The sequence below is a fragment of the bacterium genome, assembly GCA_013360195.1.
Taxonomy (GTDB): Bacteria; Electryoneota; RPQS01; order RPQS01; family RPQS01; genus JABWCQ01.
In genome coordinates, this window is the sequence record JABWCQ010000003.1 from 140,956 (window position 1) to 155,447 (window position 14,492).

11 protein-coding genes are annotated in these 14,492 nt (G+C 52.5%); 9 read left to right on the top strand and 2 right to left on the bottom strand.

Features of this window, described 5'->3' with window-relative positions:
• Positions 1-2: 2 nt before the first annotated feature.
• From pgsW to HUU59_04225, 6 genes are read left to right on the top strand one after another with little or no spacing between them, the layout of a single operon-like run.
• Positions 3-974, top strand: a complete 972-nt coding sequence (gene pgsW, locus HUU59_04200) for a poly-gamma-glutamate system protein (GenBank protein ID NUO18629.1) — start codon at positions 3-5, stop codon at positions 972-974.
• Positions 975-976: 2 nt separating this feature from the next.
• Entirely contained in the window at positions 977-2,254 is a 1,278-nt protein-coding gene (locus HUU59_04205) for a TRAP transporter large permease subunit (protein NUO18630.1), read from the top strand.
• Positions 2,255-2,401 (top strand): hypothetical protein, encoded by a 147-nt coding sequence (locus tag HUU59_04210; protein ID NUO18631.1) that lies wholly within the window; start codon positions 2,255-2,257, stop codon positions 2,399-2,401.
• Positions 2,398-3,519 (top strand): succinylglutamate desuccinylase/aspartoacylase family protein, encoded by a 1,122-nt coding sequence (locus tag HUU59_04215; GenBank protein NUO18632.1) that lies wholly within the window; start codon positions 2,398-2,400, stop codon positions 3,517-3,519. The genes HUU59_04210 and HUU59_04215 overlap by 4 nt, the downstream gene beginning before the upstream one ends.
• Positions 3,520-3,541: 22 nt before the next feature.
• Positions 3,542-4,099, top strand: a complete 558-nt coding sequence (locus HUU59_04220) for a hypothetical protein (GenBank protein ID NUO18633.1) — start codon at positions 3,542-3,544, stop codon at positions 4,097-4,099.
• Positions 4,096-4,803 carry a LamG domain-containing protein gene (locus tag HUU59_04225; protein NUO18634.1) on the top strand — a complete coding sequence of 236 codons (708 nt, stop codon included), beginning with the start codon at positions 4,096-4,098 and terminating at the stop codon, positions 4,801-4,803. Before HUU59_04220 ends, HUU59_04225 begins: the two co-directional genes overlap by 4 nt.
• 69 nt (positions 4,804-4,872) lie before the next feature.
• Here HUU59_04225 and HUU59_04230 read toward each other — a convergent pair whose 3' ends face one another.
• Positions 4,873-6,243 carry a T9SS type A sorting domain-containing protein gene (locus HUU59_04230; GenBank protein ID NUO18635.1) on the bottom strand — a complete coding sequence of 457 codons (1,371 nt, stop codon included), beginning with the start codon at positions 6,241-6,243 and terminating at the stop codon, positions 4,873-4,875.
• Between the two features lie 287 nt (positions 6,244-6,530).
• Positions 6,531-9,455, bottom strand: coding sequence for a matrixin family metalloprotease (locus tag HUU59_04235; GenBank protein ID NUO18636.1), 2,925 nt, complete (start codon positions 9,453-9,455; stop codon positions 6,531-6,533).
• Between the two features lie 277 nt (positions 9,456-9,732).
• Here HUU59_04235 and HUU59_04240 point away from each other — a divergent pair, with 277 nt between their 5' ends.
• Genes HUU59_04240 through HUU59_04250 form a run of 3 tightly spaced genes read left to right on the top strand, consistent with a single transcriptional unit; the run spans position 9,733 to position 14,459 of the window.
• Positions 9,733-11,871 carry a matrixin family metalloprotease gene (locus HUU59_04240; protein ID NUO18637.1) on the top strand — a complete coding sequence of 713 codons (2,139 nt, stop codon included), beginning with the start codon at positions 9,733-9,735 and terminating at the stop codon, positions 11,869-11,871.
• Positions 11,871-12,251 carry a hypothetical protein gene (locus tag HUU59_04245; GenBank protein ID NUO18638.1) on the top strand — a complete coding sequence of 127 codons (381 nt, stop codon included), beginning with the start codon at positions 11,871-11,873 and terminating at the stop codon, positions 12,249-12,251. Before HUU59_04240 ends, HUU59_04245 begins: the two co-directional genes overlap by 1 nt.
• Positions 12,252-12,281: 30 nt before the next feature.
• A complete protein-coding gene (locus HUU59_04250; GenBank protein ID NUO18639.1) occupies positions 12,282-14,459 on the top strand; it encodes a glutamine synthetase III in 2,178 nt (725 codons plus the stop codon).
• The last annotated feature ends 33 nt before the right edge of the window (positions 14,460-14,492 follow it).

The following is a 14,492-nucleotide window of genomic DNA, read 5'->3' on the forward strand; positions in this document are numbered from 1 at the left end:
ATATGAAAACTCCTGTGTACTTTTCCGCCGTACTTCTTGCTTTGTCGCTGGGGTACATGTCAACCTGTGCGGCTGAATGGCATCAATACCATGACAAGATGATCGCAGCAGCTCAGCAAATGCACAAGGCTGAGCGAAAGATCTACTTGATAAAGTCACGTCTAGGTCTGACAAACGAGAAGCTTGATGTCAACCGGACGGGTATGGTGGGCGACGAATACACGCCGCTTACAACAACCGTCGGTTATCTCACGGCCAAGAGAACTGCGACGAATCCTGATTTCGCGGCTTACCTCGTTCGATTGTTAAGTGAGCAAGGACTGGATGAAAACGACTCAGTGCTTGTCACCATGACCGGCTCGCTTCCCGGACTCAATCTTGCTCTCGTCTGCGCTCTTGAGCAATTGAACATTCCCTCTTTTCGAGTTGCGAGCCTTGGCGCATCTAGTTACGGCGCGAATCAGCTTGATATGACATGGATAGATATGGAGGACATTCTTGTTCGCGATGGAATCCTATCCCGCCGCAGCGACCTCGTTACATTGGGTGGCACGGGAGATGTCGGCGGGGGATTGTCCGAGGAAACCCTCAACCAGTTGCGAAAGAAGTGTGCGTTGCTCGACTATCCGCTATTGGACGCGGGAAACAAACGGGCACAATATCAAGAACGGCTTGATCTGCTCGGCGATCCTCGCGGATATTCAATGCTGATCAATGTCGGGGGGAATCACCTCATGCTTGGCACAGGTCCGGAAGGCAGGGAGTTGCCCGGAGGCTTGATTAGCCCCGAAAGCAATGACTGGGAGCGAAACGTTTCACAGACGTCCGGCGGTATCGTCTTCGACTTCCTTTTCAGCGGTGTACCGGTCCTGAATCTGCTGCACGTGGAGGAATTGGCGAAACAAGCAGGAATACCTGTGGACCCGTCGCCGCTGCCTCGTCACGGGACTTCTTCAGTATACTTCACGGAGTGAATTTGAGCGAAGGTCTGTCACTGCTCGTGATGGTTCTGGTGCTGTGCACTGGAGTTTTTGCGCTGCGGTTGCCGACAGGGGTTTCGTTGCTTTTGTCTGCCCTCGCGGGTAGTCTTGCTTCGGGGAACGGAATTGGACTGCGCTTCATCGTTGAGGGCACATTGCTGTACCTTGACCCGATGTTGATCGTGGTGACTTCGCTGTTCTTTATGGCAGTTTTCGAGCGTTCCGGCGCACTCAGTACTCTGAACGTCTGGACCGTCAAGACTTTCGCTCGAAATCCGTTTGTTCTGGTTTCGCTGCTCATGCTCTTCGTCATGTTTCCCGGTATGTTTACCGGGCTGACAGCGCCGTGTGTGTTGACGACCGGAGCAATGGTCGCGCCGCTGATTCTTGCTGCAGGGGCCCCTCCGGCTGTTGCGGGCGCGTTTATAGCGTCCGGTGCATTCTTTGGAATGGTTGCGCCTCCTGTCAATATCTGTGCTATGCTCATTGGAGCAGGTGTAGACATGCCCTACATTGGTTTTGACCTGCCTCTTTTTGTATTGACGATACCCGCGGCGGCGATCACCGCGTTTCTCTTGATAGGCAAGTATTTTCGAAAACTTGATATGCAAAAGTCCCTCGCGGTCCTGCCGGCCTCGAGGTTCCGCGAATACGGTCTGAGACTCTACTTTCCGTTAATTGTCCTGGTCGGTCTGCTGCTAAGTGAGAAACTGTTCCCCGGGGAAATCCCGTATTTGGGAATTCCGTTGATATTTCTCGTCAGCGCCGCAATTGGATTCTTCACAGGTGATAAAGTCAACATCGGTGACGCCGCAAATTGGTCAATCACTCAATCTCTTTCTATCCTTGCTTTGCTGGCGGGTATTGGGGCCTTCATCGAAGTTCTTACTTTGACGGGAGCCCGCGGCTGGATTGTGATTAACTTGCTCGCGCTTCCGGAGTGGCAGCTGTTTCTCGGAATGGCCATTCTTGTGCCGCTCTTTGGTGGTGTCTCTGCGTATGGCTCAAGTGTCGTGCTCGGAGTGCCCATTTTGCTCGCGCTGCTCGATCGAAATAACATTCTTGTTGCGGCGGCGCTTTCAATGCTTGCGTCAGTTGGTGATTTCATGCCGCCGACTCGATTGGCCGTGCTGCTTGCCGGGCCTGTCGTCGGAGAATCGAATACGAACAGCATTCTGGTTCGCTCGATTTGGGTTGTCGCAATTTCAATACTGATTTCAATTGCGTTCATCTACTTTGCCAATGATATCGGCAACTTGCTGGTGAGAGTATAGATGCTTTTTTGGACTTATTGGACAATCTCGTGCCTTGTCTTTGCGTTGGTAGCAAAGGACCTGTTTCAGACCGCCGACTGGAGACGGCAACTATCTGCCGGTGTGGTGTTGATTCCTCTGCTCTTGCGAATTCTATTGCTAAAATGAAATCGTCGATTCGCGCCGCCATAGTCCTGGCCATTGTGTTCAGCGTATCCATATACACTGGGATGAGTTTTCGTCGCGGGCATGTGGATGAACAACTTTATCCGTCAGCCGCGTTGACGTCAACGTTGAAACTGTCCGCGTACAGTCCGGAGATTGCCGGTTCGCGGGCAGATACCGAAATTTTTGAATTTGAGTCCGGCACACAGGGCGGGACTGTGCTCATTCTGGGCGGCACACATTGTGACGAACCTGCAAGTTACATCGCCGCCTATCTTGCGTTAGAGAATATTGAAGTGCTCCAAGGGAGAGCTCTGATTATTCCGCGTGCCAACCGTTCCGCTCTTACACACAATTTGCCCGGTGAGGCACATCCCCAGAAATTTGACGTTCCAACAGAACACGGGCTTCGCTCATTCCGTATGGGCAGCCGCTACACGAACCCGCTTGATCAATGGCCGGATCCGGAGGTCTATGTTCATTACCCATCCGGACAGGAACTTTCAGGCGCCGATAGTCGTAACTTAAATCGATGCTATCCGGGTCGAAAAGGCGGTACGTTTACCGAGCAAATCGCTCATGCTATAGCAACGTTCATCGAGGCGGAGGATGTGGATCTGGTCATCGACTTGCATGAAGCATCGTTGGAATACCCGGTCATTAATGCCATTGTTGCCCACGAACGGGCAATGGATTGCGCTGCCAACGCTGTACTTGAACTTCAGTTGGAAGGACTGGATTTTGCACTCGAACCGTCACCGCCGAACTACCACGGACTGTCTCACCGTGAACTTGGTGACCATACATCATGTTTTGCAACGTTAATGGAGTCTGCCAATGTCATCCAAGGGAGGCTCCGGGGCCGGACAACACCGGAACTAGTGCTAACTGGTCACGATCCGATGTACATGAAGGCCGCGCAAATCGAGATGACTCGAGTACCATACGACAGCTCTGGAATTTCCCTGGAAGTGCGCGTGGGCAGGCATCTGGCGGGAATGCAAAAACTGATCAGTTCGTTCAGCGGCCTGAATCCCGAAAAGCAAATTGTCATCTCAGGCTTGCCCTCATACGGCGAACTGCTTGAGCGTAAGCTCGGGACGTACCTTTTGCCAAAATAAAAATCTAAGATAGAGGTTCTGGATGAAAGCAATCACTATTGTCACAATCTGCGTGCTTGTAACAATATTATCTCACGCTGCAGAATTCGCAACTCCGGTCCTCTTGACTAGCGCCGGGCAAAGTGCGGACCCTCAAATGGTCAAAACCCTGCTGACTCGCGACACAATTCCATTCGAATTCAAGCCGCTGGCAACGTCAGAGGATCTCTCGAGTGCAAAGTCGGTAATCATCGTGCTGGGCGGTTCGAGCAAGGGACTCGGCGCAGCAAAAGTCAGTGCTGATGAGGAGTCGGCGCGCATCTCTGCACTGCTCAAGGCGGCGCATGAGAATAAGCTGCCGGTCCTGGCGATTCACTTGGGCGGTAAGAACCGTCGTGGAGCTTTGTCAGACGCCTTCAATAGAATTGGTGCGGAAAACTCTTCGGAAATCGTGGTCGTTGCCGGAGGTGACGATGACGGTTTCTTCAAAACGATCGCTGAGGAGAGGAAACTGCCCTACGCCGAAGCGGCGAAAATCGCTGACCTTGGACCGATTATCCGATCCAAATTTAAGCCCGAAGTTGATATCAAAAAGGAATGAAAGTCATTGCCTGCTTTCTGCTTGCTGCCGCACTTCAGACGGCCAACGCTGCGAACAGCGACTACTGTCTCGAGTTCGACGGCAAAAACGCACGAGCTGAAGTAACCCAGGTTACAGGGATTCAATCCTTGAATCTAGCGGCGAAGTACACGTTTGAAGTCTGGGTTCGTCCCAGAACGCAGGGGGGAGGCGGTCGCGGCAGAATTCTTGATCAGGAAGGCTCAAGTCTGACTTTGTATCTGTCAGATGAAGGCCGAATCGGATTTCGAGCGAATCGTGAATCAGGCTGGCAGCTTTCGGAAGCCAAGTCTGTCTCGCTTTGGGAGTGGCAGCATATCGCCGTGACCGCAGACGGCAGATTCCTGCGGTTTTTCGTCGATGGAAAACTGGTGACAGCCGTGCCGACGAATACGGCGCTAAGTATCACCAAAAAGCCCCTTTTTATTGGCAACGGCGTCGGTGAAGATAACTCGCCCCGTGGATTCGACGGTTGGATTGATGATGTTCGGATAAGCGATCATTGTCTCTGGACGAAGGATTTCACGCCGCCTGCACGGGGAGTGTTCAGGGAATCCGACCCGTCGACTGTGCTTTACTTCACTTTTGATGAAGGTCCCGCCCATCACGTCGCGCTTGACTATTCTACGTACAACGCCGAACTTGAAGTGGAAAGTCCGATGAGACGTTCAAGAAGCCCTCGTTGAATTCTTTTCTGCAAAGAAAAGAGCCCGTTGCGAAATCGCAGCGGGCTCTTTCGTTCTTGTAAACGAATACTACTTCAGTAGCAGCATCTTTCTTGTCTGAATTTGATTTCCCATCACAAGCCTGTAGAAGTACATTCCGCTCGGCACATCCGCGGCATTCCAACTGACATTGTGCACACCCGCGTTCACAGACCCCGAAACCAATGTCGCTACCCGCTCGCCGATCAAATTGAAGATGGCAAGCTCTACAACACCGTCTGTTGGAACCGTGAACTGAATACTTGTCGCCGGGTTGAACGGATTGGGATAGTTCTGCTCAAGTGCAAATTCACGTGCAAGCAAAGGATCATCGTCGGCGTCTGTCGAGTACTCAAACGAAATGGTATCGGTAAGTCCACACCGCCCGACAGCATCCGACGTGGAACTGTCATGCATGACGACCATACAGCTCGGGTTGGGCACAGCGGCAGGAAGCGTGCAAGTGAGTGTAGAGATATCAAGCATATCCGGATCGGTGACTTCGCAAATCCTCTGAACAAACGCACCACCGCTGTAGAGATCAAAGTACAAGCGGGCAAGACACAAATCCCCTTGCGGCGGGCGCACAAAGTGCATTGTCAGTTCCGAGCCTGCAAGGTCAAATTCATTTGCGGGATCGAAGTGCCGCAGAAATGTTCTGCCCACACCGGCAACAATGTCCGCCGCTGCTGAGCCATTTACAGCCTGAACACCGACCTGAACCTCACCATCGGCACAGACGGGCATTCGACGGCTGCGGAACGTATCCGCTAACTGAGCTTGAAAGACCCATTCGTCCGTTTCGCTATCCCAAAGGAAAAGTATGAAACCAGTAATCCCCTCTCCCGTGTGATTCCATGACACAGTAACTTCGGTGCAGCTCAAGCCATCGGAGACCTCGACGTTAGTCACGGGATCCGGTTCGTCTCCTATGGGGCACGCCACGTTTTCGCATGTCCACATATCGTCAGTTAAAACGACGTCCTGCAAACCAATTGCTAGACGAAACGTGTCAGAAACCCAGCAACAGCTGGAACCGGAAGCTTTTACAAAATACACCGGCTGATCCGGCGCTTCCGGCGCATTCGGTATGTTGACGGCTGGATCGCTTAAGAAATTCCCTGGCACACCAAAAAATGCGTTGCCGTTAAAGGCTTGACAGGAAAAGTCCGCATAGCCAGGGTCGGTTCCGACTGGAATAAGTTCATCGCTTTCATCAGCGCCGTTTGCTGTGCGATCCCAGAACAGGCACCAAGACACTGTTCCGTCCGCGAACGGAGTTCGGCCATCGGGATTGCAGCCGCAACCCAATCCAATTGTCGGATTCTCATAGACAAGAATGGCCGTGATTGCTTGTGCATTTGCGCTTTTGATGCAAAGCCCAAGTACAATTAAGAACATTAAAGATTTCAGGAGTTTCATCGGGACATTCCTCCGCAGGACCAGAAAATTGATTAGGATTTCGTTAAGGAAGAGCTTCTATGCCTCTCTCCGCGGCACGTATCGCCTACTCGCAATCCTCCAAACCATCTCCGCAATAAGTTTAAACATCTGTATTTGCGTAATTTAGTCTGAAGTCGCCTAATTGACGATACAGTGCAGTTTCAATAATACATGATATAGAATTTTGTCACAAATGTCATATGCCTGTATCCAAAAAAAACAAAGGGCCAGGCAAAGCCTGGCCCCGCGCAAAGCAGTAAGGAGGTTTATGGCGTTGCAGACGAAACGACGACGTAAAACTTCACGTCATTGGAAGTAATTGCTCCTGCGTCCGTGAACGTCGTCGCGCTTGTAGAACCCTCCAGCGTTGTGAACGGTCCGCCTGTCGTCGTTGCAGAGTAAATTCTATAGTACGGTGCGCCCGAACCTGTCCAGTACAGAACGATATCATTTCCAGCGCTTATTATGGTTAACTGCGTTGGTGCCGGTATGGATGCACCGAGCAATCTAATCATACGTTGCCCGCCTTGCGCATTGGGAACCAAATCTGTCTCAGCGTACCAAACGGAGTCACAACCATCAAAGAAGAAGCTATTGAAGCTGGCGGTATTATCATCGCGTCCGAAGGCTTCATACTTGCCGCCGATTGGATTGTCCACGGATACATAAAAAGGCTGACCAAGAATCAGCGGGGAGCCAAACGCATCAAGCGTGGAAACTGTCGCCCACGCGACTTGTCCGCCGGGCAAGCCGCCAATGACGTTTCCAACCGAGCCGCTCACTTCGCTGAATATGATTGTCCCGGGCATGGCCGCGCTGCCGTCCGCGAGGAGTACTCTTCCCTGTATGGGTGAGTGCGCGCTGTCAGGTGCGAACTTTGCCACGGCGACCTGAAATCCGCACAGCAGGAAGGGATAAGCAGGCGGCGTGTATTTCACCGCCCATGCAAATGGAGTTTCGTTTGCCCAGTTGTACCCTTCCGCCGTTCCATCATCAAAGACAATCGCAGCTGGACAATCTTCGACATCAAAATCAAACGTATCGGTGTCTACTGTATTCACCCCATCAGTTGCACGGACGAAGTACTCATACGCTCCCTCCGAAGTGACAAATGAACCCGAATACTCGCCGGGATTGCCGGTTGTTGGCATGTTCAGGGACGTAAATGCCCCGCCGCCCGCAACGCGGTGATGGAGAGACGCTGTTATCGGACCACCGTCATCAGTAATCAAAGCCGTAAACGTGGTCACTCCGGGTTCGACGTCACCATGCTGGTCATGCCTGACGACCGGTGCGTTGTTAATGACGAAGATCTCGAAATTGGCGTCGGAAATGTCCACGGCCACGGGTTCATTCACAGATGTGAGCCGCAGTCTTGCCGCCGTTGTCGCCGGAGCACCCAATACCTGATTGGCACCTGCATTTGGGACGGTCGCGACGAACTCCCATGCACCTGCCGGATAATTCCGATTCAATTCGATCGTGATATTGCCGGTGACGCCATTTGTAGTCCAACTGATGGGCACAAAGGACGCCGCGTTAAACGATTCGCCGCCGTTCGGCGAAACCAATGTTATCGTCGGCACAAAAATCGTGAAATCATTATCCGAGAAATCCGTGGCAGATGGAGAATTGATGCTTGTGACGCGAATTCTGCAGGTGGATGACGTTGAGGCACCGGTGACATTCCAAACATGGCTGCCGTCATTCGCTGTATTTGCGACGACAGATTCCCATGCGCCTGCAGGATAGCTTCGATTCACTTCAATGTTCACGTTGCCCGTTACGTTGAGTGAAGTCCACGTAATGGACTGATTGGTACCGGCATTCCAAACCTGACCGCCATTGGGCTGCGTTAAGGTTATCGCCGGTACGTTTGAGGCGCTTATTGTGAAACTCAAAGTATACAGCTGAATGGCGTTTGTTGTCCCTTGATAGACTCGGATATAATAGGTTCCCGAACCTGGAAGTGAAGTATTCGAAATGGTCTCTGCCACCCCGGCGCCGTTTCCGCTCGCTTCAGCCAATACAGTTGTCCCATTGGTTCCGTACAGCCGGACGGACAGATTTACGTCATCCGTGGTCCTGACCGTGTCGCCGGCCGAGCATGTGCATTGCGAAGTCTGTGCGCATTGGTCAAAGAATTGTCCAACCGGAGTTACCGTTACTGTTATCTGCTTGTTCACCGGCACTGTAAAAGCGTAGTAATCCTGGTCACCATTGTCGTCAATGGACATGTTCTGAAGAGTGGTCGTTCCGTCGGGGACATTGCCAAACGGAGTTGCCGTGCCCGGCGTATCATTGGTTTCGGCGGAATCTCCGTACTGCCTCTGTCCGCCACGGATATCGTCATGCTGCGGACCGTCATACGCCGTGCAAATGAACGGTTCCATCAGGAATTGGCAATCGTCCGGACAAACATGCGAAAGTCCTATACCATGTCCGGCTTCGTGTGCTGCCACATTTCGGAAGTAGCGGTAATCGTTTGCGCTCGATTGCCACGATTCGGCGTTATCCAATACCATATCTCCCGTGTTGGGAAAATAGTTGTAGGCTAGAACACCGCTGGAACCATCCATCGGAACTGCTGACAACCGAATATCGCCCCGAACTCCAAGTTGGCCGGGCGAATTGAATAGCGCTGCACCATCGTCATTGGTCTCTTCGATGTAGGTAAGCCCGGTTAGTGCCTGCCAGCGGTCAAAGACCTGTCGAAACTTCGCTTTGCCTGCCGCGATGCTGCCAAACTTGCTGGTCATCATTGCGTGGATGTTGTTCGTCTGGTTTCCAAATCCATTCGGCGGCGGATCGTCAGGAACGGTGATTCCGTCCGGCACAAAACTGTATGTGAGCACTGTGGGATCGCCTTGTCCGCCTGTAGTCCCGCTGGCAGTTGATGTCCAACGGGAATTACTGATATATGAAGCAGGATTAAGGTATATCCTGCTCATCAAACGATCAATGACGTCTTCAGGCGTATCCGGCCCGAAACAATACATTTTGGGCGCCAATCCCGTCGTATAGGCGATTTTACCGTCTAACGACACAACAGGCGCCCACAGGGAATTCTCATCGGCGGCCTTGCCACATCGTGGACAGCCATCATGAGAAATCGCGTTGTTAGGTACAGCAAGCAAACAAATCGCGGCAAACACCAGCGCCGCGGCGAAATGGTTCAGACAAATCTTCATCCGTGGACCCATTTGTTTCATCGTAACGTTACACAACTATATCCGGGCAGCTTCGGGACCCGAATCATAATAATAGAGCTAAAACTCGGGAAAAGCAACAATTATCCGAGTGCCCGGTTAGATTACTGTCTGCAATTTCCCGGCCTGCATTTGAGACTCAACTTTGTTAACAGGTAGCTTGCATTCCGGCAAGCTTGTGCGTATAATTACTGTTTAGGTCGGTACCGGGTCCAAAAGATTAGGCAAAAAGAAACAATAGTTTAGAGAGGAATCAACCATGCGCGTTGCACTGAACACCACGTTTGCTCTGCTCCTGGTGTGCATGGTGGTGACACTTGCCCCACAGCCGCACCCCGTAAGTGTGCAGGAAGATTTTTCGGAATCAAGCGGAAACGAGCCTTTAGCTGTCTGCTTTGCCGAAGGAACTGACCCCGAGTATATGGCCGAATGGACTGAACGCCTCCTCGGACGGACCGATGTCCTGGATTACAACCTCGGCGGTCGTTGGACCAACACCGCTCACGGAGCAACGGGCACCCAGGGCGATGGAGTCACCTTGACCTACAGTTTTGTGCCGGACGGTGTGAATATTGAGGGTTCCGAGAATGTACTGTTTGAAACCATGAACTCTCTGTTTGGTTCGCCCGACAACTGGCAGCCGATTTTTGCACAAGTCTTCGATCGCTGGAGCGAAGTCACGGGAAACACCTACGTTCTTTCTCCTGACGATGGAGCCTCGTGGGGACAGAACAGCCCCGGTGTTATCGGCGTCAGAGGTGACATACGTATTGCATCAACGGAGATTGACGGCGGAAGCGGTGTACTGGCCTACAACTTCTTTCCCAACCGGGGTGACATGGTACTGGACGCGGAAGAAGACTGGAACAACCCGTCCCTGAATTTCCGTTTCCTGCGGAATGTTGTCGCGCATGAACACGGCCATGGGTTGGGCATCGAGCACGTATGCCCGATAAACTCGACAAAACTCATGGAGCCCAATTACACTCCGGCTTTTGACGGGCCCCAGCACGACGATATTCTTGCCGGTCAACGCGGCTATGGTGATCCCTACGAGCCGAATGACACTCATAACACTGGTTACGACTTGGGTCTGGTTTCCGGGACACGAATTGTCGATCTGGCTAGTCTCGATGACAATACGGACCTTGACTGGTGGAGGCTGAACGTCGTGTCGGGTCGCTCACTGACGATTCGGGTGGAACCTGCGGGACGAATCTATCTTGAAGGTGAGCAGAACGGCGACGGTTCCTGCGAATCAGGCACCACATATAACACTAATGACGACCAAAACCTGAACATCTCGCTGTATGCCGGACCTGATACGACTTTCTTGATCTCCGCACCGGATCACGGAATCGGGAATGGAGACGAATTGTTCCGCTATGACGTCCCGTCGAATGTTACAAACCTGAAGTTGCTCGTTTCCGGTGCAACGAACAACTCTATTCAGCCATACAGATTAAGCATTGAATCTGTCGATCCTGCAACTCCCTATCTCCTTGGCTGCCCGCTAAGGATTGACACGACTTTGCAGAGCATACCGGCAGATGGTGCCTTGATTCTATCCAATCCTGCTGCCGGAGGAGTGCTGAACATCTCGTCTATTGATGTCTCAGGACCCTTCACCGTCACTCCTCAGGCTCCTGTCAGTCTTCAGCCCAATAGTGATCAAACATTTATGGTGTCGTTTGATGCGCAAGAGCTTGGAACACAGACTGGCACAGTGACTTTTCATCACAACGGGCCGGGGGCGGCGTTATCCTGCGAAATTACCGCCACCGCGATTACATCCGGAATCGTCTTTTTCACAGGCCAAGTGGCGAATATTGGCGATGTTCCGATAAACACGATGGACAGTGTTCTGGTTGGATTGCGTGCCGAAGGAAATGTGGCTCTGTCCATCAATTCGATGACAACGTCAGCTCCATTTAGTGTAAATTTCAGCGGCCCCGTCAGTATTCAGCCTGGTCCGCTGCTGCGGGTATATCCTCGTGTCGTTCCGACCCAATTGGGCGAAGTCCGCGGCTGGCTCGTCATCCAACATTCTGCGCCAAGCTCTCCGGACTCTATTGAACTGATTGCCAATGGCACACCTAATCTCGCGGCTTTTGACCCCGCTTTGCTGCCCACGGAATTCGCTCTGCATCAGAACTATCCGAATCCGTTCAACCCGAGCACACTTATTACATTCGACCTCCCGCAAGCGGCAAACGTCAGCCTGCTCGTCTTTAATATTGAAGGCAGGCTGGAGCAACAGGTGCTTGAGAACGCCGCCTTGCAGCCCGGACGGCACTCCGTTGAATTCAATGCTTCTGGTCTCCCTTCCGGTGTATACTTCTACCGGCTGCAGTCTGGCGAGCACCGCTTTGACCGCAAAATGTTCTTGCTGAAATAATGACTCACACCGACACGCCCGGACGCTACAAAGTCTCTTCCAAGGTTTGCCTCGTGCAGAATCTTGGAGTGAACAAGACTCTTTTTGGTGGAAACATGATGGCCTGGGTGGATGAGGCGGCGGCAATATTCGCCCGGGAACATACCGGAGCCAGGTTTATGGTGACATTGAAATTCGGAGAATTCGAGTTTCATCACCCTGTGCGCGAAGGTGACATCATCCACTTCTACTGCTTGAACCCCCGGATTGGACGCACAAGCTGCTCCTTTGAGATTGAAGCGGTGCGTACAGACGGCACGGTGGTTGTCAAGACAAGTGCTGTTTTCGTTTCAGTGGACGAAGACGGTAAACCCAAACCAATCGAGAAGAATCACAGTTAGCATTATATCTCCCAACTCCCCAAAGAGCACATGAACAAGACTCTTCGCCCCGAATCGCAACTGTCGGTGCAATCCCACGCACGAAATGGCGCGCACACCTTTCAGCCGTCTGAGCTGTTTGGCCAAAATGTCTTTTCACTCCAAGTGATGAGGCAGGTTCTGCCGAAACCGGTGTATAAACACCTGCTCGCGATTCAAGATTCCGGCGCCGAGCTTGATCCTGCCACAGCCGACGTGATTGCTGCGGCAATGAAAGACTGGGCGATTGCCCGAGGAGCGACCCACTTTTCGCACTGGTTTCATCCATTGCACGGGCTGACGGCGGAGAAGCATCAGTCCTTTTTGATCCCGACGCAGGACGGCGGCGTCATTTCCGAGTTCACCGGAAGTAATTTGCTTCAAGGCGAGCCTGACGCCTCGAGTTTTCCCTCGGGAGGGACGCGGTCAACATTTGAAGCCCGAGGTTACACTGGCTGGGATCCGACCAGTCCTGCATTCCTCATGGAAGGCAAGTACGGCAAGACGCTTTACATTCCCAGTGTCTTTATCGGTTTCAATGGGCATGCCCTCGACAAGAAAGCGCCCCTGTTGCGTTCCATCGACGCCATCAGCAAGGCCGCTATCCGAGTACTTAAACTCTTCGGACATGATGCGAGGCAGGTAGTCACGACGGTAGGCTGTGAGCAGGAGTACTTCCTTGTTGATCGTCAGTTGTATCTTGCGCGCCCGGACCTGATGACCTGCGGACGTACTCTGTATGGTGCCCGCCCGCCAAAAGGTCAAGAGATGGAAGATCACTATTTCGGTTCGATTCCGGAGCGCGTACTCGCCTTCATGGAAGACCTCGAGATTGAACTGTACAAACTCGGAATCCCGGTAACAACTCGCCACAACGAAGTTGCGCCCGGTCAATTCGAGTTCGCGCCGATCTTTGAACGCGCGAATATTGCGACTGATCACAATATGCTGATGATGTCGGTTATGAGGCGCGTTGCTGCCCGCCACGACCTTGCCTGCTTGACGCACGAAAAGCCGTTCGCGGGAATTAATGGCAGTGGAAAGCACAACAATTGGTCAATGGCCGACGACCGGGGGAATAATCTCCTCGAACCCGGAAGCACGCCTCATGACAACGCGCAGTTTCTCGTTTTCCTCACTGCCACGGTTCGCGCCCTGCACCTGCATGGAGACCTTATGCGCGCTTCAATCGCGACGGCATCCAACGATCACCGCCTTGGGGCGAATGAAGCTCCGCCCGCGATTATCAGCGTTTATCTTGGGGACACATTGACGGAAGTCGTCGAGGCAATCGTTGGCGGAAGAAAGTTGAAGAAGAAGGATGCTGCGTTTCTCGACATTGGCGTTACGTCGCTTCCTCCGCTTCCCCTCCACGACTCAGACCGTAACCGCACGTCTCCCTTTGCTTTCACTGGAAACAAGTTTGAGTTTCGTGCTGTAGGCAGCGGCCAGAACATTGCTCGGCCCAACATGGTCTTGAATGCTATCGTTGCCGAGTCCCTCAACTACATGGCGGACGAAATCGAAAAGGCACGCAAAAAGGAAAAGGATTTCAATGCAGCCGTTCGTGGCGTCGTGCAACGCGTTCTCGCGGAACACAAGGCTGTTCTGTTTGGAGGAGATGGTTATTCAGCGTCATGGCATAAAGAGGCGCAGAAACGTGGGCTGCCAAACCTGCGCACAACCGTGGATGCCATTCCAGCGTTCATTACCAAGAAATCTGTCAAACTCTTCTCGGACTTAGGCATCTTGACAGAGGCTGAATTACACTCACGCTATCACGTTAAGCTTGAAACCTATATAAAGATGACAAGCATAGAAGCCGGCCTGATGTCAAGCATGGGCGCAACGCAAATCCTGCCTGCTGCGCTTGAGTATCAGCGTCGAATCGCTGCGTCCATTGAGGAAACGGAAGATGTCCTTTCGTCGGCCTCTTTAACGGGCCAGCGAACGCTGCTTGAAATGTTGTCCCAGGCAATCGAGCGTTTTATTGACCGCCTGCGGGAACTCGACCAGAAGCGGGCAGGTGTTCCGGAAACTGAGGACCACCTGAAAGTGGCAAAGTACTTTCGTGACAGGATCATTCCGGCGATGCAGTCTCTTCGGACTGCTGGAGACGAACTGGAAGTCTTGGTCGACTCCAACCTCTGGCCGATGCCAAAGTACCGCGATCTGCTTCACCTGAACTAAGCTGTTCCGACTTTCTCTTTGTAGCGCCTCTGT

Bases quoted from the DNA above. Each gene is read 5' to 3' on its own strand.
- pgsW (NUO18629.1), top strand. From the start codon at position 3: ATGAAAACTCCTGTGTACTTTTCCGCCGTACTTCTTGCTTTGTCGCTG.
- HUU59_04210 (NUO18631.1), top strand. From the start codon at position 2,255: ATGCTTTTTTGGACTTATTGGACAATCTCGTGCCTTGTCTTTGCGTTG.
- HUU59_04215 (NUO18632.1), top strand. From the start codon at position 2,398: ATGAAATCGTCGATTCGCGCCGCCATAGTCCTGGCCATTGTGTTCAGC.
- HUU59_04220 (NUO18633.1), top strand. From the start codon at position 3,542: ATGAAAGCAATCACTATTGTCACAATCTGCGTGCTTGTAACAATATTA.
- HUU59_04225 (NUO18634.1), top strand. From the start codon at position 4,096: ATGAAAGTCATTGCCTGCTTTCTGCTTGCTGCCGCACTTCAGACGGCC.
- HUU59_04230 (NUO18635.1), bottom strand. From the start codon at position 6,243: ATGAAACTCCTGAAATCTTTAATGTTCTTAATTGTACTTGGGCTTTGC.
- HUU59_04235 (NUO18636.1), bottom strand. From the start codon at position 9,455: ATGAAGATTTGTCTGAACCATTTCGCCGCGGCGCTGGTGTTTGCCGCG.
- HUU59_04240 (NUO18637.1), top strand. From the start codon at position 9,733: ATGCGCGTTGCACTGAACACCACGTTTGCTCTGCTCCTGGTGTGCATG.
- HUU59_04245 (NUO18638.1), top strand. From the start codon at position 11,871: ATGACTCACACCGACACGCCCGGACGCTACAAAGTCTCTTCCAAGGTT.
- HUU59_04250 (NUO18639.1), top strand. From the start codon at position 12,282: ATGAACAAGACTCTTCGCCCCGAATCGCAACTGTCGGTGCAATCCCAC.